The organism is Campylobacter sp. VBCF_04 NA7 (assembly GCF_027737405.1).
Classification (GTDB): Bacteria; Campylobacterota; Campylobacteria; order Campylobacterales; family Campylobacteraceae; genus Campylobacter_B.
This window is the reverse complement of the sequence record NZ_JAOVTT010000002.1, coordinates 109,757-130,542: the sequence shown is the minus strand read 5'-3', so window position 1 is coordinate 130,542 and position 20,786 is coordinate 109,757. Positions and strand designations below refer to the sequence as shown.

Here is a 20,786-nt window from a genome sequence, read left to right as displayed (position 1 = left end):
AATATGGACGAAAAAAGCAGGGAAGAATTCGCTTCTTGTGTCGCTAAAATGCTAACTCTACTTGGCGAAAATCCTGAGCGCGAAGGGTTAATAAAAACGCCAATGCGTGTGGCAAAAGCGTATGAATTTCTTACTAGCGGATACGAGCAAGACCCCAAAGATGTGCTAAATGACGCGCTTTTTGAGAGCTCAAATAACGAAATGGTGCTTATTAAGGATATTGAATTTTACAGCCTTTGCGAACACCACCTTTTGCCTATTATCGGGCGGGCGCATGTGGCGTATATACCTAATAAAAAAGTCGTTGGACTATCCAAAATTCCGCGTATGGTAAATATTTTCGCGCGAAGATTACAAATCCAAGAACAACTCACCGAACAAATCGCAAATGCGCTCCAAGAGGTCATCAAGCCCCTTGGCGTGGGCGTCGTAATCCAAGCTCGCCACATGTGTATGGAAATGCGTGGCGTGCAAAAAATCAACTCCACCACGACAACTTCGGCTTTGCGTGGGCTATTTATCAGCCGAAACGACACCAGAAAAGAGTTTTTTGATTTGATAAATTCGCCAAAAACATTTGGATTTTAGCGTCGGTAAGTTAAGGTGAAATTTAGTCTAATGATTATATTATCAAACTAGCTTTCAAAAGATTAAATATATCTCATTAATAAAAATTTAAGAAAGGAAATTTATGGAGCGTGTTTATTTAGACAATAACGCTACAACTATGGTCGATCCCGAAGTTTTCGAGGCAATGAAGCCATATTTTTGTGACAAATTTGGAAACCCAAATTCACTGCATAGCTTCGGTAGCGAAACCCACCCAGCTCTAAGGCGGGCTATGGACGAGCTATACGAGGGGATTGGCGCAGCAGACGCGGACGATATCGTCATCACTAGCTGTGCGACAGAGAGCAACAACTGGGTTTTAAAAGGGATTTATTACGACAAAATTTTATCAGGCGAAAAGGACAATATCATAATCAGCTCTGTCGAGCACCCAGCTATCAGCGCGACCTGTGAGTTTTTGGAGCGAGTGTGCGGGGTAAAAATCATCAGGCTAGGCGTGGATAGCAACGGCTTAATCAGCCTAGATGAACTAAGAGAGAAAATCAACGACAAAACAGCCCTTGTTAGCGTAATGTGGGCAAACAACGAAACAGGCACGATTTTCCCTGTAAAGCAAATCGCAGATATCGCGCACGAATTTGGCGCACTTTATCACACAGACGCCGTGCAAGCAATGGGAAAAATCCCTGTAAATGTGCGCGCAGCAGGCGTGGATTTTTTAAGCCTTTCTGGGCATAAATTTCACGCTCCAAAGGGCGTTGGCGCACTATATATCAAAGATAGCAAACCGCTTACTAGCCTGCTTCACGGTGGCGAACACATGGGCGGTCGCAGATCTGGCACGCTAAATGTCGCTAGTATAGTAGGCCTTGGCAAGGCAATGGAGTTAGCGAACAAATTTATGGCTTTTGAAAATTCGCATGTCAAAAGGCTACGCGATAAATTAGAGGACGCTTTGCTTGAAATTCCACATGTCTATGTCGTGGGAGAGCGCGAAATTCGCGTGCCAAATACGATTTTAGCCTCAATTCAAGGCGTAGAGGGCGAGGCTATGCTTTGGGATCTAAACAAAGCTGGAATCGCCGCTAGCACGGGCTCAGCATGCGCTAGCGAAGCACTAGAAAATAACCCAATCATGGAAGCAATCGGCGCAGATAAAGAGCTAGCTCACACAGCGCTTCGCCTCTCACTTTCTCGCTTTAATACAGAGGCCGAGATCGATTATGCCATAGAGCATATCAGCAAGGCAATCACCAGACTTCGCGGGATTTCTAGCACATTTGCTTACGCCCCACAAGGTTATCAAAAATAAGGATTTAAAATGGCAAAAAACGATTTAATAAATGGTTCGATTTGGGAGCAATACTCAAACAAGGTTCAAGATCGCATGAATAACCCTAAATTTATGGGCGAAATCACAGAGGAAGAAGCCGCTGCGCGTGGTGCGAAGCTAATTGTGGCTGATTTTGGCGCAGAGAGCTGTGGGGACGCTGTGAGATTATACTGGCTCATCGACCCTGCCACTGACATTATCATCGACGCTAAATTTAAAAGCTTTGGCTGTGGCACGGCAATCGCTAGTAGCGACACTATGGCAGCGCTTTGTATCGGCAAAACCGTCGATCAAGCTGTAAAGATTACAAATTTAGATGTCGAGCGCGATATGCGCGACACCCCTGACGAGCCAGCTGTCCCACCACAAAAAATGCACTGCTCGGTAATGGCGTATGATGTCATAAAAGCAGCTGCGGCAAAATACAAAGGCATAGATCCTGAGCATTTCGAAGATGAGATTATCGTGTGCGAGTGCGCTAGGGTGAGCCTTGGCACGATAAAAGAGGTGATTAAGCTAAATGATTTAAAAACCGTCGAGCAAATCACACAATACACAAAGGCTGGCGCGTTTTGCAAATCTTGCATTAGGCCTGGCGGACACGAGGCTAGGGAGTATTATTTAGAGGATATTTTAGCTCAAACAAGAGAGGAAATGGAGCTAGAAAAACTCCAAGCCCAAGCTGGTGCGTGTGCTAGCTCTGGCACGGCGCCAGAGGCGAAACTAAGCTTTGAAGAGCTAAATTTAATCGGTAAATTTAAAGCGGTCGAGGCGATACTTGATAGCGATATTCGCCCAATGCTTCAAATGGACGGCGGAAATCTCGATGTCATCGACATCAAACCAAGCGATGACGGCAAAACTGACATTTATATTCGCTATTTGGGTGCGTGCTCTGGGTGCGCTAGTGGCGCAGGCGCGACGCTATATGCGATCGAGGCGGTTTTGAAGGATAATCTAAGCGAAAATATCCGCGTAATGCCGATTTGATAATACACAGGCTAAATTTGAGCTTTTGCTTCAAATTTAGCCGAATTTTAAATTTTATAAATTTTAAATTTTCTAAAACACACGCTTTTAATTTTAAATTCACAGATTGCTTTGGCGATAAATCGCCTTGCAATGACAAATCAATGCTTTTAAATTTTGCTACAATGAATTTAAACGCTAAATTCGCAAATTTCGCGCCATAATAAATTTTATTCTAATCCTAAATTTAGGCAATTTTGCGAAGAATTAAAATAACATTTAATCTCATCTCTTTTAATTGTAGTTATAAAACTAATAATTAGACAAAAAATTACAAATATCCAAGTTAAAATCTGTTTTTTATTCATAAACTTCCTTTCTGAAATTTTCAGGTTTATTTCCTTTAAAATTTAAAACAAAAATTAAAATTAAGAAAAACAAACTTGCCTTTAAACAAAAAAATGTCGTTTTTTCATTTCTTTCTGGTTCTTTGAGCTTGTTTTCATAATCGTATTTTATAAAAACTTTATCGTTTTTATCTTCGAGTTGCAATATGTGGTCGTAGTAAAACAAAATAGCTGGTTCGCTGTAAATTTTAACTCTCTCACCAATAAGTTTTGAGTAAATTTCTCGCTCACTTTTTCGAATTTGATAAAATTTATGCTCTTTTTCGTTTAAGTCCAGTCGCAAAGTCCCGCCAGTGCCCTTTGCTTTATACCACGCTGATTGTAAAATTCCTTCGTTTATATCGAGATTTTCGAGCGTTCTTGGATTGTAAGACAGTGCCTTTAAATATCCCAACACTACAAGATAAAGAAAACAACCGATTAAACCTAATGACATTATCGAAATTACGGAGCCAAAAACAGATTTTGGCTTTTTAAAAACTCGATAATAAAAAATCAAATAGATATAACTATTTAGCCAACGGCTTCGTAAATTCAATTTTATCCTTTGAACTTTCATATTTTTAACTCCGAAATTCGAAGCAATCCAGTAAAATTTAGAGAGAATTTGAATTTTTAAATTAAAATTTATGTGAATTTCCCTGAATTTCTTCGCTTTGCCCGTAATGACAACGAATTCGCAGGATTTTATTTTTCCTGCCTTGAATTTTTCTCCTCTATCCCGCTGATACCCTCACGGCGTGCAAGCTCGCGCAAAATCGTCTCAGGGTGGATTCCATGATCCCCCAAAGCTACTAGCATGTGAAAAATAATATCCGCGCCCTCGTAAATCGCGTCGTATTCTGGCTCGCCCGCTCTATGCTCGCCAAAACGCGCCCGTTCGGCCTCTGGCGCAGATTTTGCACGGGTTAGATCCTTGCAAGCTAGCGCGAACTCGCACGCTTCCTCGGAGATTTTTTTGAGATAGCTATTTTCGCCCTTTTTATACAGGCTTGCGACATACGATTTTGCGGGATCTGCGTTAAATTTCCTATCCAGGCAGACATGGTAAATTTCATCTAAAATATCATAAGGCGAAATTTTGCGAGCAGTTTTGGGCGCAGTGTTTTCATCACCCAAATTTTGCGAATTTTGCGTCAAATTCTCGCCAAATTTTACTTCGTTAAAAAAACAGCTCTTCTCTCCCGTATGACACGCCACACCGCCCTTTTGCTCGACTTTGAGCAATAGCGTATCATTATCGCAGTCTAAAAACGCAGATTTTATGATTTGCTCGTTGCCGCTTGTTTCGCCCTTTTTCCAAATGCGATTTTTCGTGCGCGAAAAATAGTGCGCCACTCCCGTTTCTAGCGAGAGAGATAGCGCCTCTTCGTTCATATAGCCAAGCATCAAAACAGCCCCGTCACTGTAATCTTGCACCACCACTGGGAGCAAGCCAGCGACCTTTTGCCAATCAACCTTAATCATAAAATCTCCGTTTTTGATAAATTTGCGCAATTTTGCAATCCTAGAAAAGGATTGCAAAATTTGTTATTCGCTAATCGCCGATTGTTGCGGTTTGTTTTTGGTATCGACCCAAATATTTGGCACCGCACCGCCTGGGGTTAGGAAAATCTGCGTGTCTTTGTTCTCACGCAAAGCCTCGTTGAATTTCGCCTGAGTTTCGATTTGCTTTAAATTTAGCAAATTTTGATTTAGGCTTTTTGCGATTTCAGTGTTTGCATACGCCTGCGCGTCAGCCTCGATTTTCACGGCGTCCGCCTTACCTTGGGCTTCGATTTTTACAGCATCTGCGTTACCTTTGGCAAGAGCTGCTTTTTTAAGTGCTTCTTGGTTAGCACGCTCGACCTCGTATTTGGTGCGCTCTGCCTCTTGTTTAGCGATTTGCACGCGCTCGATTTGCTCTTTGATTTTTGGCGGTAGGATTATCTCGCGAAGCTGCACAGCTCTTAGCTCCACAGGCGAGTTTGAAAGAGCGTCGATATTCGAGCGGATTCCTTGATCGATCGCCTTAGCGATTTCCTCGCGTTTGGTCGGAAGCTCTTCTGCTGGATAGTTGCCGATGACGCTTCGCACGACATCTTTGACGCGAGGATCGATGATTTTGTCTTCCCACAAAAGCCCCCACTCCGCAATCGTCGCAGGCGCGGTGCTCTCGTTTAGTTTGTATTGAACAGTAATATCAACACTAACTGGCAGGTTACGAGAGTCTAGCACTGAAAGCGAATTTTTGCGGATGATTCCGCCGATACTTCCGCCACTTGCCCTGCTTGTAGCCATATCCTCGTTGCTAGTGTAGTTGATGATTCTCACGCGCGTATCAATCACAAAAATATCTTGGATAAACGGCACGAAAAAGTGGATTCCAGCGCCCAGCGGTGTGGGATCGTATTTACCCAAATTTGACTTAATGCCAACCTCGCCTGATTGGATAGTGGCAAATGGTTTTGCAATGATAAAAAGCGCGATAATAGCGATTAAAAAGTAGAAAAATCCGCCGAATTTAAAGCCGCCTAAATTCTGCAAATTTGGCCCCTTAAAGCTAAATCCACCATTTTCGTTGCCATTATTTTTTTTATTTTTGTTGAAATAATCATTTAAATCTGCCGGCATAATTATCCTTATTTGATATATGTGAGCCAGTGCTCAAATTTAGGGTCTTTGCCAGTAACGACTGCGAAATACGCTTTTTGCAATTTGCTTGTGATCTCGCCCATTTCGCCCTTGCCAATAATGCGTCCGTCGATATTGCTAATCGGCGTAACCTCGGCAGCTGTGCCTGTGAAAAACGCCTCATCAGCCGCATAGACTTGATCGCGTGAAATGCGTTGGCGAAGGACTTTTATGCCCAAACTCTCGGCGATTTGGATAACTGAGTTTTGAGTGATTGACTCCAAGCTAGTATCGTTTGGCGGAGTGATTAGCGCGCCGTCTTTTACGATAAACAAGCACTCTCCTGGACCTTCTGCCACAAATCCTTGCGGATCAAGCAGTAGCGCCTCATCGTATCCAGCATCGACAGCCTCGAAGTTTGCCATTTGTGAGTTGAAATAATTCGCACTTGCCTTTGCTTTTGCCATCATTGAGTGTTGAGCAGGTTTCGCCCAAGATGAAATTTTCACCTTAATGCCCGCTCTTAGGGCTTCCTCGCCCATATACGCGCCCCATTGCCATGCAGCTACTACGGTATCGACTGGGACATCTTTTAGCGAAACGCCCATAGAGCCGTATCCTAGGTAGATTAACGGGCGGATATAGACGGTTTGATCGAAGTCGTTTTTAGCTACGACATCGATTTGCGCCTGACGCAACTCATCGAAGCTATAAGGGGTTTTGATTAGGCAGAGTTTGGCTGAAACTAAAAGTCTTTTTGTGTGCTCATCAAGGCGAAAAATCGCATAACCTTTATCTGTCTTGTAGGCTCTTACGCCCTCAAATACTGCGTTGCCATAGTGAAGCGAGTGGCTTAAAACATGCGTTGTAGCCTCAGCCCATGGGATTAGCGAGCCGTTTTTCCAAATTAAATTTGCCGGTTGAACCTTTGCCATTTTACATCCTTTTTTGAAATTTAAACCTATGATTTTATCTAAAATTTTATAAATTTTGACTTTTCAAATTCGTTTAATCTACCACCCAAAGAAATGCGAAGCATTTCAGTAAAATTAAATCAGCTAAATTTAGAAAAACGAAGTTTTTCTAAATTTAGCCACCTTAAAAGCGTCGTCGGGGGTTGGGGGATTGTAAGGGGGAAGGGGCGCGACCTCGCAATTCAAGCCCCCTTCCCCCTTACGAGAAAAGCACGGCGCAATCTAAAATTGAAAAAATCGTTCAATGCTAAATTCGAGTTGAATTTTGAATTTAAATTTCCCTGGATTGCTTCGAAAACTTCGTTTTCTCGCAATGACAGCGAATTTGGCGCAAGGAATTTTAAACTCATAGATTACCACAAATTTTGCTACGCAAAATTCTCGCAATGACAAATTATACAAAAATCAAGGTCAGTATTTGGCAAAATTTAAAATTCCACAAACGAAACGCCAAGGCCGATTTTATCGACACTTTTTTTATAATCCGCTAGGCTCTCAGCGTATCCGCTAAAATACCTAAAATACCCATAAAGCCCGCTGTTAAATAGCGGAAATATAAAATCAAGCTCGATTGCACCGCGATTTTGCGAGTTTAAACGCAGATTGTTGCGCCATTTGGCCATGACTTTGTGTCGCCCGAAACTATACGAAGCGCGCAAATCCCCATACCCCATATACTCGCTAATGTCCTTGTTGCGCTGATCTAGCCCGAAAGCATACCAAAGTCTCGGCGTGATTTCAAAGCCCCCAAACCTCCACGAACTTTGCGCGTAAAGATGATTTATCGAGCGCGAATCCGCCCCGTCCTTGCCGTTTGATTCGTGCAAAACGCCAAGTTTTAGCTCATCGGCAAAATCTGGCGCTAGGCTCATAAAAAGCTCTGGCTTGTAGTTATTTTCCCTAAATGGCGCGCTATCAGCGGTGATTTGCCACCACGAATTTTGCGTGTAAGCAAAGGAAATTTTCTCGCCAAAGCCAAAATAATCATAGCTTATAGGCCGTTCGAAACTAAACGCAAAGTGCGCTTCATTGGGGCTACGACCCTCTTTTTTATGATGATCGTGAGTAAAAACTGCATAAATTGGCTCGTAATATTTAATGCCCAAAAATTCGCTAAAATTCTGTTTTTTGCTTGGTTTTGGCGTGGAATTCAAGTCTAAATTCGCTAAATTTTGCTTTTTCGGATACTGCGCCGAAATTTCATTTGAATTTGACGCCAAATTTGGCTTTGAAATTCTGCTTGAATTTTGCGCGCTAGTGTTTGCAAGGGCTAATTTTTTGTAATAAATCATAGCGTTTTTATAATCGCCCTTTGCCTCAAAATCCCTAGCTTTCGCCAAAATTTCGCCATCATCTGCGCACAAAACGCTAAATAGCGCCAAAAATAAAATTTTAGTTTTCAACTTTTTCTAAATCGCTTTCGTAATTGATATTTAAAAACTGCGCTTTGTCTTTAAATTTTAAAATTTCACTATCGCAAGAAGTAATAAATTCGCCGATTTTATGGTTGTTTTCGCGGTAAAATTTCAGCGCACGCTCCGCTAAATCCCCGCTAAAAAATCCGCATAAATTATGCGTTTTTTCGCCATCGCTTGCAAGCGAAATCTCAGCCCTGCTCTCCCAAAGCGCGCGGATTGCCTCTTCGCTCACAAATGGAGTATCAGCAGGCACGATGAAAACCCTTTCCCCAGCAAATCCCCTAAGCGCCGAATACAGCGCGCCCATAGGCGAAAAATCCTTAAAATCGTCTTTAATCAAAGGAAGTGGTGGGCTAAATTTTTGCGATTTTGCGCAGACGAAAACCTGCGAAAAAATGCGCGAATACCTTTTAAAACAAAAATGCGTCATGCTAGGCTCGCCCAAAAATGGCTCTACTGCCTTATCCCTGCCAAAGCGAGAGCTTTTGCCGCCGCACAAAATCACGCAAATTCTAGGCTCGCCCAAGCCTATCCTTCTTGCATATATTTTGCCTTGCCAAGCGCGTTATTTCCGATAAAATGATACAGGCTTGGGGCTTGAAGTTTGGCTAGTTTTGGGTATTTTTGCCTTAGTGTTTTCCAGATATCATAGACCCTCATGCCGCTTTTATACAAGCTCATAATCTCGTCGAAATGCTCATCATACAGGCTTGGTTTTTTAAGAAGCGAGATTTTGCGCCCCATATCGAGTTTGGCGTTGGTTTCTATAAACTCATGGATTTGCGCCTCTGTGATTTTGGTGAAATCCTCAGGGTATTTTTCCCTCATTACTCTCAAAATATCTTTGTCAGAAATGCCCTTGAAATGGAGCTTTTTAAGCTCAAATTTATACGCTTGCAAAAGCTCGTTTTTGCTCTTTGCAATTGCGCGAATTTTGTTTTTTTCGTCCTTACAATTCGTAGCTATGAAGTGCGTTAGCCCCGAAGCGCTCACAGATTTTTTAAACTCCGCGTCCTTCTCGCCGATATGGGCCAAAATCGCTTTGACCGTGTATCCTCTTGAAACCAGCTCCTCGATATCTTTCGCGTATGGGGTATAGTCAAATTTCGCGCGCGAAAACCCAGTTTGCGCGGTGATTTTTTTGTAAATTTTCGTATATTGCGACTTGTTAATATAATTTTTTTTCAGGGCTTTTCGAAGCTCTGCGCTAATCGCGCTAAAATCATCATACGACGCAATACTTGTAATCAAATCAGATTCATTTACGACACTGCCATCTACTACAACAATACTTACAACCTTCATACCGCCCTCCTTAAAATTTGTCCTAAAAGCCTTTTGCTTTTAAGTGAAAGATTATACTACTTTTATAGCAAATAAAGGGCAAAATTTTGGATTTTTTTAAATTTTAATAATTAAGAATTTATCTGTATAATTTCGCAAAATTTCAAATTTAAGGCAAGATTATGATAGAGGTTTGGAAGCTGACAAAACGCCATGTAGATGAGCCAGACGCTGCGCCGAAATTTAGGGATATCACCATTTTTACGAGCCTTGGGCATGGGGTTGGCACGATTGATTTTAGCGAGAAGATTTGCGAATTTAGCGAAAATGAGTGGGAAGAGATACTAAGCGCGGGCGATGAATACGCGAAATTTAAGCTAGGAAATATCGCCACGATAAACGAAATCGAAATTTTCCCAGAGCACGCCATAAAACTTTTGCAAAGCCTTAAAAATTCGGCTTTGGGTGAGTTTTTAAAGAATTTAGATGAGGGTTATTTAACGCTTAGGAAAGTTTTTAGATGAAAAAAGCGATTTTGTGCGTAGGAAACGAGCTTCGTGGCGATGACGGCGTTGGCGCGCAGGTCGGTAAAATCGCCATGCGCGAGCTTCCTGGCTGGGAAGTATTTTTTGGCGGGGACATGCCAGAAAATGAATTTTCCAAAATCAGAGCTTACGCGCCAGAAATTTTAGTCGCTGTCGATGCAATCGGCGTGATAATGGACGAAAACGCCAAATTTGAGTGCGAATTCGTGGATTTAAGCGATGATGTGAGTTATTTTTACAGCGCGCACAATATCCCAGCGTGCGTGTGGATCAAATACCTGCGCGAATTTATCCCAAAAATACTATTTTTAGGCATTAAGGTTGATTTGCTAAATTTGGGCGAATTTTCCTCCGCGCTCTCTGATACAGCCAAAACTGGCGCACTTCTTGCAATCGAAAAAATCAAAGAATTAGATAAAAATTTGCAGGATTAGGCAAGGGATTTGGAGGATTGTTCTACCAAATTCCACCCCAAATTTGGTAAAATTTCTGCAAATTTAACCTCTCGCAAGGAAATTTTATGCAAAGACGAAGTTTTTTAAAAAATTCTGTAATTTTTGGCGCAGGCGTAATTGTGAGCGCAAATTCGCTTTTTGCAAGTAAGGGGGCAAAAATGCAAAATTTAGTTCCAAATTTCACTCTAAATAACGGCGCGAAAATCCCTATTTTAGGATACGGGACTTGGGATATTCGTGGCAAGGACGGGCTAAAAGCCATAGAAAATGCCCTAGAAGTGGGATATCGCCACATTGACTCGGCGCAGTATTATCGCAACGAAGAGATCGTGGGCGAAGCTGTGCGAAATAGCGGTATCACTAGAAGCAAAATTTTCGTAACTTCAAAGCTTCAATGGGGCGCAAATGTGGGCTTTGAGGGCGCAAAAAGGGCAGTTTATGAAAGCCTAGATGCGCTTAAATTTGATTATATTGATTTGTATCTAATCCACGCTCCTTATGGCGATATTAAGGGTATTTGGGCTGGGTTTTGTGAGCTAGTAGAAAAGGGACTAATAAAATCAATCGGCGTTAGCAATTTTAGCGTGGATTTAGTGCGAGAGCTTTGCGATGAATTTGCTATAAAACCCGCGCTTAATCAAATCGAGCTTCACCCCTTCAAACAGCAAATTTTGGCGCAAAACGGGCTTGACAAGCTTGGTGTCGCCACACAAGCCTATTCGCCTTTTGGCTCAGGTAGTGCGAAAATTTTAAACAACGAAACGCTTCAAAAAATCGGCGAGAAATACGGCAAAACCGCGGCGCAGGTGATTTTGCGTTGGCAAATACAAAGAAATATCATCACTATCCCAAAAACCGCGACAAAGTCCCGTATGATCGAAAATATCAGCATTTTTGATTTTAATTTAAGCGATGATGATATGAAAAAAATCGCAAATCTTGAAAATTTTTAAAGGAGAGAGTATGTTTTTTAAAAAATCAATCTTAACACTAGCCATAACTTCGCTATTTTGCGGGGTTTGCATGGCAAATGAAACGGGGGAGAATATGCAAATTTCACAAAGCGAAATCAAAAATTTAAACCAAAAAGAGCTAAATTTAACCAAAATTTCAGCGTTTTTAGCTAGTTCAAATTTAAACGAATTAAAAACTGCTGTAAATTCTGCGCTTGATAGCGGTATAAGCGTGGCTGAGATTAAAGATTTAATGGCGCAACTTTATGCGTATTGTGGCTTCCCAAAAGCCCTAAATGGGCTTGGCGTTTTGAGCGTTTCGCTTAAAGAGCGCGAAAAAATGGGCTTAAAAACCACACAAGGCACGGAAAATAAAATCATAGAGAAAAATTTAAATAGCCTTGAAATCGGCTCTAAAACACAAACCGATTTAGTGGGCGGTAAAGTCGATTTAAGCGCACTTAGCGCAGATGTGGATTATTATTTGAAGGCGCATTTATTTGGCGATATTTTTGCGAGCGAGATTTTTTCGTGGAAGGAACGCGAGATCATCACGGTCGCAGCATTAGCGGCGATGAGTGGCACCGAGCCACAAAGGGACGCTCACATAAAAATCGCTAAACTAAACGGCGTTAGCGACGCGCAAATTAATGAGATTTTAAAAATTTCAAATTCAGCTAAATTTAGCAATCCTAGCGCCATGAGCAAGGACGAATTTGCCAAAATTAGCCCATTTGGCGTGGGCGAACTAAACAGCGCGTATGCGAAGTATTTCAGCGGAAACAGCTACCTAAACGCTATCTCGACCCAACAAGTCAAAATGTATAATGTGGTCTTTGAGCCGAGCTGCCGCAACAACTGGCATATCCACCACGCTAAAAGCGGTGGCGGTCAAATTTTAATCGCCACAGCAGGTCGCGGATACTACCAAGAATGGGGCAAGGAAGCCATGGAAATGAAACCAGGAGATGTCATAAATATACCAGCTGGCGTCAAACACTGGCACGGCGCGGCAAAAGATAGCTGGTTTGCCCATATCGCCGTAGAAGTCGAGGGCGTGAAAGCTAGCAACGAGTGGCTAGAACCTGTAAGCGACGAGCAGTATAAAAAGCTAAAATAAGGAGCAAAAAATGGCAATTATTAATGTCGATATTCAAAAATCCTACCACATTTTAAACCACGGTGCCACGACGATAGTCTCGGCTGAATTTGAGGGCGTAAAAAACGCTATGGCGGTTACTTGGGCGTGTCCGCTGGATTACGACAAAGTCACGATAGTGCCGCACAATGGCTCATTTACACGCACTCTTATCGAAAAAAGCGTATATTTTGCCGTGCAAATCCCCGTCGCCACGCAAAAAGATTTGCTTTTAAATTTGGGCGATGAAAACAATTCTCGCTTCGACAACCCGCATAAAATGGACGGCGTGGAGCTGTTTTATAAAGATGGCTTCAAAGTTCCGCTAGTCGCAGGTTGCGCTGCGTGGATTATTTGCAAGGTTATCCCGGAGCCTCACAACGAGCAAACTTACGACCTTTTTATCGGGCAGGTTGTGGCAGCTTATGGCGATGATAGAGTTTTTGACGGCTCACATTGGCGTTTTGATGAAGTTGGCGATGAGCTAAAAACGCTTCATTATGTCGCAGGGAAAAAATTTTATCTTGACGGCAAAGGCGTGTAAATTTAGCAAATTTAAGGAGCAAATATGTCAAAAATTCTACTCATAAACGGCAGTCCGAACAAAAACGGAAGCACAAATTTAGCGTTAAGCGAAATCGCAAAAGAGCTTGAAAACAACGGCGTTCAAAGCGAAATTTTATACCTTGGCAAAAAGGCGATAAATGATTGCATTGCCTGTTTTTCTTGCACCAAAACAGGGCGTTGTGCCATAAAAGACGATCTGGTAAATGACATAATCCAAAGGCTTGATGAATTTGATGGCATCGTGGCTGGAAGCCCTGTGTATTACGCTGGACCCACAGCTAGAATTCAGGCGTTTTTGACAAGGCTGTTTTTCGTAGGCGGAAATAAATTTAGCGGTAAAATCGGCGCAAGCGTCCTTATAGCTAGGCGTGGCGGGGCTAGTGCGAGTTTCGATAGGCTAAATAAATTTTTTACGATTGCAAATATGTTTTTGGCTGGTTCGCAGTATTGGAACGAAGCCCACGCCATGACGCCCGATGACCTTCCAAAGGACGAAGAGGGCTTGCAGACCATGCGAACACTAGCCAAAAATATCGCTTGGTTTGTCAAAAACAAAGAATTTGCCAAAAACGCCGTTGCTATGCCTGAGTATGAAGAGCAAATTTTGACAAATTTCATTAGGTAAATGCGCAAAAATTTATCGTAGGCAAATTTTAAATGAATAAGGCGAAATTTACAGATAAAATTCACTCAATTTTTGAGATAAAGCGCGAAGAATTCAAGCTTTTGCTTTACAGCGCGTTTTTTATTTTTTCGCTTTTTTGCTCGTATGCGCTACTCCGCCCGATTCGCGATGCGCTTGGGATTCACGGCGGAAGCGACGAGCTAAAATGGCTATTTTTAGGCACTTTTGTCGCTACGATTGTTTGTTCTGTTTTAGCTATGTGGCTAAGCGGGGCTATTAGGCGCAAACTCTACACCGACGCCATTTTTATATTTTTTGCCCTAAATTTGCTAGGATTTTTCGTGGCCATGAGATTTATTGACGCCCAAAGCCCCGCATTTGCCACACTTTGCAGGGTTTTTTACATTTGGGTTAGCGTTTTTAATCTCTTTGTCATAAGCTCGGCTTGGAGTGTTTTAGCAGATGTTTTTAGCAAAGAAACGAGCAAATCAATGTTTGGCATAATCAGCGCGGGAGCTAGTTTAGGCGGGATTGCAGGGGCTAGTTTGGTTAGTTTTTTGCGAGAAGTTTCGACGCAAAATTTCATATTTTTATCGGCGTTTTTGCTACTTTTTGCCTTGATTTTGAAAAATTTAATCATAAAAGAGGGGCTAAATTTGCTCCAAAACGAGAGCGAAAAAGCAAATTTCACTCAAAAATTTAGCACTCCACTACCTAGCAAAAACCCGCTTGATGGCTTTAAAATCATCGCTAAATCGCCCTATTTGCTATCTTTTGTAGGCTTTGTTTTATTGCTTACAAGCGTTAGCACATTTTTATACATGGAACAAGCTAGAATCGTCCGAGCCGTCTTTGAGACGCGCGAAGCCAGAGCCGCAGCCTTTGCAAACATCGATCTCATCGTGCAAAGCGCTAGTTTTTTTATACAAATTTTCCTAACGGCAAAAATCGCTAAATTTTTTGGCATAAAGTGGCTTTTGGCTCTGCTTGGATTTGCGATTGCGCTGGGATTTATTATGCTAAGCTTCACACACCCAGCATTTTGGGGCATTGCACTTGTGATGAGCCTGCGCAGAATCGGCGAATACGCCCTTGTGAAACCAGCTCGCGAAATGCTTTTTGTCCCGCTTGATAGTGAGAGCAAATACAAAGTCAAAAACTTCCTTGACACGGTCGTTTATCGCGGTGGAGACGCGCTCTCATCGCAGGTCGAGGGCATAGCACTAGCTAAATTTGGCGTGAGTGGAGTTTTGATTTTGGGTGCAATAATTTCGTTTGTTTGGGGAATTTTGGGACTAAATTTAAGTAAAAAATATGAAAAATTAAAATAAAATTTGCAGAATTAGGCAATAAAAGGAGAAATTATGAAATACACAAATTTAGGGCAAACTGATATTAAAATTTCGCAAATTTGCCTTGGCTGTATGGGTTTTGGCAGACCAAATCCAAACTTTCTTACTTGGACTGACGGGGACGAGAAAACCTGCGAAAAGGTCGTCGCAAGGGCATTGGAGCTTGGTATAAATTATTTTGATACTGCAAATGTCTATACCAACGGCGATTCTGAGATTTATCTAGGCAAGGCGCTTCGAAATTTAGGCGTCAAAAGAGAAGATGTCATCATCGAAACTAAGGTATTTTTCAACGAAGGCAAACTAAGTAAAACGGCAATCATGCGTGAAATCGAAGGCTCACTAAAACGCCTAAATATGGACTATGTCGATGTGTATATGATACATCGTTTCGACTACGACCACGAAATTTTTGAGACTATGAGCGCTTTGCACGAATTAGTAAAAGCCGGAAAAGTCCGTGCGCTCGGGGCTAGTGCGATGTATGGCTATCAGTTTTTTAACATGCAACTATGCGCCGAAAGGGAAAATTTAACCAAATTTAGCGTTATGCAAAACCATTATAGCCTGATTTATAGGGAAGATGAGCGAGATTTGATCCCCGTGTGTAGGCAGTTTGGCACAAGTATCGCGCCGTATAGCCCACTAGCTGGCGGTCATCTAGCTCACACTTCGTGGGATGGGTATTCAAAGCGAGTAAATGAAGACAAGGTTTTGCGCGTAAAATACGACGAATTTAAAGAAAGCGACTTAAAAATCATCGCTAGGATTGATGAAATAGCAAAAAATCGTGGTGTGAGTATGGCGCAAATCGCTTTGTCTTGGCACTTTGCTAAGGGCGTGGATAGCCCAGTTCTTGGCGCAATCAAAACAGAGCATTTAGACGACTGGGTAAAAGCCCTTGAAATCAGCCTTGATGAGAGTGAGATCAAATATCTTGAAGAGCTGTATGTCCCGCACAAAGTGGTAGGCGCTATCAATAAAGGCGGTCCAGAGCGAATCGAGCGAAAATAAAATTTGCAGGATTAGCAAGGAATTTGGAGTATTGTTCTATGAATTTTACTCTCAAATTTGCTAAAATTTCATCAAATTTGCCGAAAGGATTTTTATGCAAAGGCGAGAATTTTTAAAAAATTCTGCGATCTTAGGTAGCGTGGCACTGCTTGGCGGTGCGCTAAATTTAAACGCGAATTCGCAAAATTTAAAAGGAGAAACTATGAAATTTATCACTTTAAATGATGGCAACAAAATGCCTATTTTAGGATACGGCGCGTATCAAATCCCACAAAACGACACCCAAAGGTGCGTTGAAGACGCCATTAGCGTGGGATACCGCTCTATTGACACGGCTCAGGCATATCAAAATGAGCTTGGCGTGGGAGCGGCGGTAAATTCGGCTATTAAAGGCGGGATTAAGCGAGAAGAGTTTTTTATCACAACCAAAATTTGGGTTAGCAACGCGACAGAAAGTGGCGTTTTACGCAGTTTTGAAGCTAGTATGAAAAAGCTGGGCTTAGATTATCTTGATTTGCTTTTGCTCCACCAGCCATATAACGACATTTACGGAGCGTGGCGCGCGATGAGTAGGCTAAAAAACGAAGGGCGCATAAAATCAATCGGCGTTAGCAATTTTTATCCTGATCGCCTTGTGGATTTCGCCCTAAATAACGAAATCAAACCCGCCGTTAATCAAATCGAGCTAAATCCATTTCATCAGCGTAAATTTGACCGCGAAATCGCCAAAAAATATGGCATTGCGGTGCAAAGCTGGGCGAGTTTTGGCGAGGGTAGAAACGATATGTTTAATAACCCAATTCTCAAAAAAATCGGCGAAAAATACGGCAAGAGCGTGGCGCAAACGATTTTGCGCTATCTTATTCAGCTTGACATCATCGTCATACCAAAAACCACTCGCAAAGAACGCATGATAGAAAATTTCAGCGTTTTTGACTTCGAGCTTAGCACAAACGATATGCAAACAATCGCCAATATGGACGAGCAAAAATCCCTTTTTAGCGAAGTTTATCACAACGACCCTGCGACGGTAGAAAGGTTAAACAGCTGGAAGTTGCCTGATTAAGGGGCTTTTATGCAACGAAGAAATTTTTTGAAAAATTCGCTGATTTTAGGCATAGTTGTAAATTTGGTGTAAATTTACTAAACGCAAACAAAAATTTAAAGGAGAAAAAGATGAAAACAAGAAAACTAGGCGACATAGAAGTTTCGCCAATCGGCATTGGTTGCATGGGCTTTTCGCACGGATACGGACAAATTCCTAGCATTGATTATAGTATAGAAGCCATTAAAACCGCTTTTGAATTTGGTTGTTCGTTTTTCGATACTTCCGAAGTTTATGGTGCACAACTCTACCACTACGGACACAACGAGCAAATTTTAGGAAAAGCTGTAAAAGAATTTAGAAATAGCGTGGTTTTGGCTACAAAACTAATGTTTGACAAATCTGAAATTTCAGCCGAAGGCTCGGCGTATGCGGTTATCAAAAAGCATTTAGAAAAATCGCTTGAATCTTCAAACTGATTATGTTGATTTGTATTATCTGCACCGCGTAAATCCTGAAATCCCCGTAGAAATCGTAGCTGAGGCTATGGGAAAATTGATTGATGAGAAATTAATTCGTGGCTGGGGACTTTCGCAAGTTGCCAAAAACACTATCCAAAAAGCACACGAAATCACGCCTGTTTCAGCCGTGCAAAATCTTTATAACATGGTCGAGCGAGATTGCGAAAGCGAAGTTTTGCCATACTGCTTAGCTAACAATATCGGCTTGGTGCCGTTTTCGCCAACAGCTAGCGGTCTGCTTTCGGGCAAATTAAACGCTAAAAGCGATTTTTCGCATAGCGATGATGTTAGGAAATTTATCCCGCAGTTGTCAAAGGAAAATATGCAAAAAAACGCTCCATTGGTAGAGCTTGTGAGTGAATTTGCCAAACGAAAAAACGCAACTCCTGCACAAATCGCCTTAGCGTGGATGTTGCACAAATATCCAAATGTCGTGCCGATTCCAGGCTCAAAAAATAAAGAGCGGATTTTAGAAAATTTAGGTGCTTGGAGCGTGGAATTAAGTGGGAGCGAATTTAGCGAACTTCAAAGCACACTTGATAAAATCGAAATCCACGGACACAGGGGAATAGAAGAGTTTCAAGGTGGCGGTATGAAAGACTGGGGTAAAAAATAATTTTGATGAAAAGACGAGAATTTATTAAAAATACCGCTATTTTTGCCACTATGGCGGTATTTGGTGTGGCAAATTTAAGCCCGAATTTAAAAGAAAATTTAAGCAAATTTGCTAAAAATCATAAAATTTTGATTGTTTATTATACTCGCACATTAAATACAAAAATCATCGTCGAATACCTTGCTTGGCTAGTTGGCGGTGATTTATTTGCTTTGTATTACTCAGGCGGTGCGACTCTCGGCGATGATATAAAAGCATGGCTAAATGCTAACGGAATTTTGGTAAAATAAAATTTGCAGGATTAGGCAATAAATTTAAGGAGAAATATGAAAAAACTACTTTTTTTGTGTTTGAGTATAATTTTTGCATTTGGAGGCGAGATGAGAGTAGAATTTAGTTGTGAAAATGTCCGCGCAGTGGCTGTTTTGGGCGATACTAGCGCGGCAAAGAGTTTTTATGAAAATTTGCCATTAGAGTTAAATTTGAAAGATTACGCAGGGCGAGAAAAAATCGCGGATTTGCCCGTGCGACTAAATTTTGCCGGCGATCCTAGTTCGGACGGCAAGGTTGGCGATCTTGGCTATTTCTCGCCGTGGGGAAATTTGGTGCTTTACTACAAACCTCAGCCATACTACGAAGGCGTCATAAATCTCGGTAAATTCGAAAGCGGTTTTGATGAAATCATAAAATGCGAAAGAGTTTTAATCCAAAAAGCGGATTAAATTAAGCCCTAAATTTTGCATTTTCTAAATTTAGCAAAAACTCTTTTTTATCCAGCCCGTATGCGTAGCCTGTGAGTTTGTCGCCACTGCCGATAACTCTGTGGCAAGGGATAATTATCGCAATTGGATTTGCTCCCACTGCTCTGCCTACGGCTCTGGCGGACATTTTTGGGATTTGTCTTTTTAGTGAGATTTCGTGCGCAATATCGCCGTAAGTCGTGGTTGCTCCAAAAGGAATTTGCATTAAAATGCGCCAAATTTCAAGCTGAAATTCGCTGCCAATTAGTGAAATTTTAGGTGTGAAATTTGGTAAATTTCCGCTAAAATAAATATCCAACCAAGCGCAGGTATCCCCAAAAATTTGCAAATTTTGCTCTTTAAATTCTGCGCCAAAATCGCTAAATTTGCCAAATTTAAGCGCTGTTAAATTTACTCCATCACTTTGCATAAAAATCTCACCAAGCGGTGAGCTATAACGCCAAAAATATTTCATAAGCTTTGCCTTTTTTCTAAATTTGGCAAGAAAAACGCCATGATTAGTGGCAAAACGCAAACACCGCAAAGTGTGTATAAAACATAACCAAGTCCAAATTTATCAGCTATTAAGCCCAAAATCGGCGCAAAAATCCCGCCAATGCTAACGGTTAGCCCAAATGTAACGCCAGAAGCAAGCCCAACGCGGTTTGGTAAATATCCTTGCCCAAGCGCGATAATCGGGCTATAAGAAAGAGCTAGAAAAATGCCAAGCGGTGCTAATAAAACCACGGCAAAGCCCAAATTTTGCGCGGTTGCAAGCATTATCATAATCGGCAAAAGGCAGAGAAATGAGATTTTTATCATCTTTGTAAAGCCAAATTTATCGGCAAACCTGCCACCAAGAAGGGTAAAAATCGCGCTCACGCCAATATATGCGCTTAATAGCGTGTTTGCATAAGCCTTACTTTGGTCAAATTCGTAGATAAAATAAAGTGCCAAAAATGTATTAAATCCGTGAAAAATGATAGAACGCCCACAAATCAACGCCATGAGTTTATAAAATCCGCCCCACTCATCGACGCCGTTAGTTTGGGTGTTTGTGGCTGTTTTGGGGGTAATTTCGCCAAGTTTTTTAAATTCGGCGTAAAAAAATTTATACAGGGTGCTAATTAAAATTTGCGGAATCAAAAAAATCAGCGTGCCTTTTAGCCCAAATGCACTAATGGCTGCTGTCATGAAAAGCGGTCCCAAAGAAAATCCCAAAATCCCACCAAATGAGAAAATACCGATATTTTGGGCTTTGTTGTGCGGATTAGAGCATTTATTTATGGCTCTTGCGGCTTGTGGGTGAAACATCGCTACGCCGATTCCTGTGATCATCACGACCGCGCAAAGCAGGGCAAATGAGGGCGCAACGCCACTTAGCGCGATACCGCCACCTGCTAAAATAAGTCCTAGCGGGATAATGTAGGGGGTGTTTTTCTTATCGGCTAGCGAGCCAAAAACGGGCTGGATTAGCGAGCCCACGATATTTGAGACCATGACTAGGCTAGCTGCGGTTGCGTAATCGTAGTGATAGCTGGCGATTAAAAACGGCAAAATCGCCACAAGCGCGCCTTGGTTTATATCACAGCACAAATGCGAAAATGCCAAAATATAGACAAATTTGTTTTTCATTTTAAATTTAGG

23 protein-coding genes and 1 pseudogene are annotated in these 20,786 nt (G+C 41.8%); 15 read left to right on the top strand and 9 right to left on the bottom strand.

What is annotated here, in order from left to right:
- The first annotated feature begins 3 nt into the window (after positions 1–3).
- The 3 genes from folE to OFO00_RS02420 all read left to right on the top strand — a co-directional run bounded on the left by folE (position 4) and on the right by OFO00_RS02420 (position 2,893).
- Positions 4–588: a GTP cyclohydrolase I FolE gene (gene folE, locus OFO00_RS02430; RefSeq protein ID WP_270864739.1), complete on the top strand. Its 585-nt coding sequence runs from the start codon at positions 4–6 to the stop codon at positions 586–588.
- A gap of 103 nt (positions 589–691) precedes the next feature.
- Positions 692–1,882 carry a NifS family cysteine desulfurase gene (locus tag OFO00_RS02425; protein WP_270864738.1) on the top strand — a complete coding sequence of 397 codons (1,191 nt, stop codon included), beginning with the start codon at positions 692–694 and terminating at the stop codon, positions 1,880–1,882.
- Between the two features lie 9 nt (positions 1,883–1,891).
- Positions 1,892–2,893 carry an iron-sulfur cluster assembly scaffold protein gene (locus tag OFO00_RS02420; protein ID WP_270864737.1) on the top strand — a complete coding sequence of 334 codons (1,002 nt, stop codon included), beginning with the start codon at positions 1,892–1,894 and terminating at the stop codon, positions 2,891–2,893.
- Between the two features lie 339 nt (positions 2,894–3,232).
- On the opposite strand, the gene OFO00_RS02415 is transcribed toward OFO00_RS02420, so the two are convergent.
- The 7 genes from OFO00_RS02415 to OFO00_RS02385 form a co-directional block, all read right to left on the bottom strand.
- A complete protein-coding gene (locus tag OFO00_RS02415; RefSeq protein WP_270864736.1) occupies positions 3,233–3,817 on the bottom strand; it encodes a hypothetical protein in 585 nt (194 codons plus the stop codon).
- Between the two features lie 149 nt (positions 3,818–3,966).
- Positions 3,967–4,746, bottom strand: a complete 780-nt coding sequence (gene hisIE, locus OFO00_RS02410; RefSeq protein WP_270864735.1) for a bifunctional phosphoribosyl-AMP cyclohydrolase/phosphoribosyl-ATP diphosphatase HisIE — start codon at positions 4,744–4,746, stop codon at positions 3,967–3,969.
- 63 nt (positions 4,747–4,809) lie between these two features.
- A complete protein-coding gene (locus tag OFO00_RS02405) occupies positions 4,810–5,892 on the bottom strand; it encodes an SPFH domain-containing protein (RefSeq protein WP_270864734.1) in 1,083 nt (360 codons plus the stop codon).
- A gap of 8 nt (positions 5,893–5,900) precedes the next feature.
- Positions 5,901–6,827 carry a branched-chain amino acid transaminase gene (locus OFO00_RS02400; RefSeq protein ID WP_270858518.1) on the bottom strand — a complete coding sequence of 309 codons (927 nt, stop codon included), beginning with the start codon at positions 6,825–6,827 and terminating at the stop codon, positions 5,901–5,903.
- 467 nt (positions 6,828–7,294) lie between these two features.
- Positions 7,295–8,269: a phospholipase A gene (locus OFO00_RS02395; RefSeq protein WP_270864733.1), complete on the bottom strand. Its 975-nt coding sequence runs from the start codon at positions 8,267–8,269 to the stop codon at positions 7,295–7,297.
- Positions 8,259–8,810, bottom strand: a complete 552-nt coding sequence (mobA, locus tag OFO00_RS02390; RefSeq protein WP_270864732.1) for a molybdenum cofactor guanylyltransferase — start codon at positions 8,808–8,810, stop codon at positions 8,259–8,261. Before mobA ends, OFO00_RS02395 begins: the two co-directional genes overlap by 11 nt.
- 2 nt (positions 8,811–8,812) lie before the next feature.
- The gene (locus OFO00_RS02385) at positions 8,813–9,589 is read right to left on the bottom strand and encodes a hypothetical protein (RefSeq protein ID WP_270858521.1); all 777 of its coding nucleotides are present in this window, start codon (positions 9,587–9,589) and stop codon (positions 8,813–8,815) included.
- Between the two features lie 161 nt (positions 9,590–9,750).
- Here OFO00_RS02385 and OFO00_RS02380 point away from each other — a divergent pair, with 161 nt between their 5' ends.
- From OFO00_RS02380 to OFO00_RS02320, 12 genes and pseudogenes are all read left to right on the top strand, one after another.
- Complete coding sequence (locus tag OFO00_RS02380; RefSeq protein ID WP_270864731.1) at positions 9,751–10,092, top strand: formate hydrogenlyase maturation HycH family protein; 342 nt, start codon at positions 9,751–9,753, stop codon at positions 10,090–10,092.
- Positions 10,089–10,547, top strand: coding sequence for a hydrogenase maturation protease (locus OFO00_RS02375; RefSeq protein WP_270864730.1), 459 nt, complete (start codon positions 10,089–10,091; stop codon positions 10,545–10,547). The genes OFO00_RS02380 and OFO00_RS02375 overlap by 4 nt, the downstream gene beginning before the upstream one ends.
- 86 nt (positions 10,548–10,633) lie before the next feature.
- On the top strand, positions 10,634–11,521 hold the full coding sequence (locus tag OFO00_RS02370; RefSeq protein ID WP_270864729.1) for an aldo/keto reductase: 888 nt from the start codon (positions 10,634–10,636) through the stop codon (positions 11,519–11,521).
- A gap of 10 nt (positions 11,522–11,531) precedes the next feature.
- Positions 11,532–12,641 carry a carboxymuconolactone decarboxylase family protein gene (locus OFO00_RS02365; protein ID WP_270864728.1) on the top strand — a complete coding sequence of 370 codons (1,110 nt, stop codon included), beginning with the start codon at positions 11,532–11,534 and terminating at the stop codon, positions 12,639–12,641.
- Positions 12,642–12,651: 10 nt separating this feature from the next.
- Positions 12,652–13,203, top strand: coding sequence for a flavin reductase family protein (locus tag OFO00_RS02360; RefSeq protein WP_270864727.1), 552 nt, complete (start codon positions 12,652–12,654; stop codon positions 13,201–13,203).
- Between the two features lie 24 nt (positions 13,204–13,227).
- Entirely contained in the window at positions 13,228–13,851 is a 624-nt protein-coding gene (locus OFO00_RS02355) for a flavodoxin family protein (protein ID WP_270864726.1), read from the top strand.
- Positions 13,852–13,883: 32 nt separating this feature from the next.
- Positions 13,884–15,182, top strand: coding sequence for an NTP/NDP exchange transporter (locus OFO00_RS02350; protein WP_270864725.1), 1,299 nt, complete (start codon positions 13,884–13,886; stop codon positions 15,180–15,182).
- Positions 15,183–15,215: 33 nt separating this feature from the next.
- Complete coding sequence (locus tag OFO00_RS02345; RefSeq protein WP_270864724.1) at positions 15,216–16,217, top strand: aldo/keto reductase; 1,002 nt, start codon at positions 15,216–15,218, stop codon at positions 16,215–16,217.
- Positions 16,218–16,311: 94 nt separating this feature from the next.
- On the top strand, positions 16,312–17,283 hold the full coding sequence (locus tag OFO00_RS02340) for an aldo/keto reductase (protein WP_333721407.1): 972 nt from the start codon (positions 16,312–16,314) through the stop codon (positions 17,281–17,283).
- 110 nt (positions 17,284–17,393) lie between these two features.
- Positions 17,394–18,399: pseudogene (locus tag OFO00_RS02330) on the top strand (aldo/keto reductase).
- 5 nt (positions 18,400–18,404) lie between these two features.
- Entirely contained in the window at positions 18,405–18,689 is a 285-nt protein-coding gene (locus tag OFO00_RS02325; RefSeq protein ID WP_270864721.1) for a hypothetical protein, read from the top strand.
- 36 nt (positions 18,690–18,725) lie between these two features.
- A complete protein-coding gene (locus OFO00_RS02320) occupies positions 18,726–19,121 on the top strand; it encodes a cyclophilin-like fold protein (protein ID WP_270864720.1) in 396 nt (131 codons plus the stop codon).
- 1 nt (position 19,122) lies between these two features.
- Here OFO00_RS02320 and OFO00_RS02315 read toward each other — a convergent pair whose 3' ends face one another.
- Positions 19,123–19,614, bottom strand: coding sequence for a methylated-DNA--[protein]-cysteine S-methyltransferase (locus OFO00_RS02315; protein WP_270864719.1), 492 nt, complete (start codon positions 19,612–19,614; stop codon positions 19,123–19,125).
- Positions 19,611–20,774, bottom strand: a complete 1,164-nt coding sequence (locus OFO00_RS02310; RefSeq protein WP_270864718.1) for an MFS transporter — start codon at positions 20,772–20,774, stop codon at positions 19,611–19,613. Before OFO00_RS02310 ends, OFO00_RS02315 begins: the two co-directional genes overlap by 4 nt.
- Positions 20,775–20,786: the final 12 nt, after the last annotated feature.

What these genes read in the sequence shown, in the direction of transcription:
- folE (WP_270864739.1), top strand. Translation starts at nt 4, where the DNA reads ATGGACGAAAAAAGCAGGGAAGAATTCGCTTCTTGTGTCGCTAAAATG.
- OFO00_RS02425 (WP_270864738.1), top strand. Translation starts at nt 692, where the DNA reads ATGGAGCGTGTTTATTTAGACAATAACGCTACAACTATGGTCGATCCC.
- OFO00_RS02420 (WP_270864737.1), top strand. Translation starts at nt 1,892, where the DNA reads ATGGCAAAAAACGATTTAATAAATGGTTCGATTTGGGAGCAATACTCA.
- hisIE (WP_270864735.1), bottom strand. Translation starts at nt 4,746, where the DNA reads ATGATTAAGGTTGATTGGCAAAAGGTCGCTGGCTTGCTCCCAGTGGTG.
- OFO00_RS02405 (WP_270864734.1), bottom strand. Translation starts at nt 5,892, where the DNA reads ATGCCGGCAGATTTAAATGATTATTTCAACAAAAATAAAAAAAATAAT.
- OFO00_RS02400 (WP_270858518.1), bottom strand. Translation starts at nt 6,827, where the DNA reads ATGGCAAAGGTTCAACCGGCAAATTTAATTTGGAAAAACGGCTCGCTA.
- OFO00_RS02385 (WP_270858521.1), bottom strand. Translation starts at nt 9,589, where the DNA reads ATGAAGGTTGTAAGTATTGTTGTAGTAGATGGCAGTGTCGTAAATGAA.
- OFO00_RS02380 (WP_270864731.1), top strand. Translation starts at nt 9,751, where the DNA reads ATGATAGAGGTTTGGAAGCTGACAAAACGCCATGTAGATGAGCCAGAC.
- OFO00_RS02375 (WP_270864730.1), top strand. Translation starts at nt 10,089, where the DNA reads ATGAAAAAAGCGATTTTGTGCGTAGGAAACGAGCTTCGTGGCGATGAC.
- OFO00_RS02370 (WP_270864729.1), top strand. Translation starts at nt 10,634, where the DNA reads ATGCAAAGACGAAGTTTTTTAAAAAATTCTGTAATTTTTGGCGCAGGC.
- OFO00_RS02365 (WP_270864728.1), top strand. Translation starts at nt 11,532, where the DNA reads ATGTTTTTTAAAAAATCAATCTTAACACTAGCCATAACTTCGCTATTT.
- OFO00_RS02360 (WP_270864727.1), top strand. Translation starts at nt 12,652, where the DNA reads ATGGCAATTATTAATGTCGATATTCAAAAATCCTACCACATTTTAAAC.
- OFO00_RS02355 (WP_270864726.1), top strand. Translation starts at nt 13,228, where the DNA reads ATGTCAAAAATTCTACTCATAAACGGCAGTCCGAACAAAAACGGAAGC.
- OFO00_RS02350 (WP_270864725.1), top strand. Translation starts at nt 13,884, where the DNA reads ATGAATAAGGCGAAATTTACAGATAAAATTCACTCAATTTTTGAGATA.
- OFO00_RS02345 (WP_270864724.1), top strand. Translation starts at nt 15,216, where the DNA reads ATGAAATACACAAATTTAGGGCAAACTGATATTAAAATTTCGCAAATT.
- OFO00_RS02340 (WP_333721407.1), top strand. Translation starts at nt 16,312, where the DNA reads ATGCAAAGGCGAGAATTTTTAAAAAATTCTGCGATCTTAGGTAGCGTG.
- OFO00_RS02325 (WP_270864721.1), top strand. Translation starts at nt 18,405, where the DNA reads ATGAAAAGACGAGAATTTATTAAAAATACCGCTATTTTTGCCACTATG.
- OFO00_RS02320 (WP_270864720.1), top strand. Translation starts at nt 18,726, where the DNA reads ATGAAAAAACTACTTTTTTTGTGTTTGAGTATAATTTTTGCATTTGGA.
- OFO00_RS02315 (WP_270864719.1), bottom strand. Translation starts at nt 19,614, where the DNA reads ATGAAATATTTTTGGCGTTATAGCTCACCGCTTGGTGAGATTTTTATG.
- OFO00_RS02310 (WP_270864718.1), bottom strand. Translation starts at nt 20,774, where the DNA reads ATGAAAAACAAATTTGTCTATATTTTGGCATTTTCGCATTTGTGCTGT.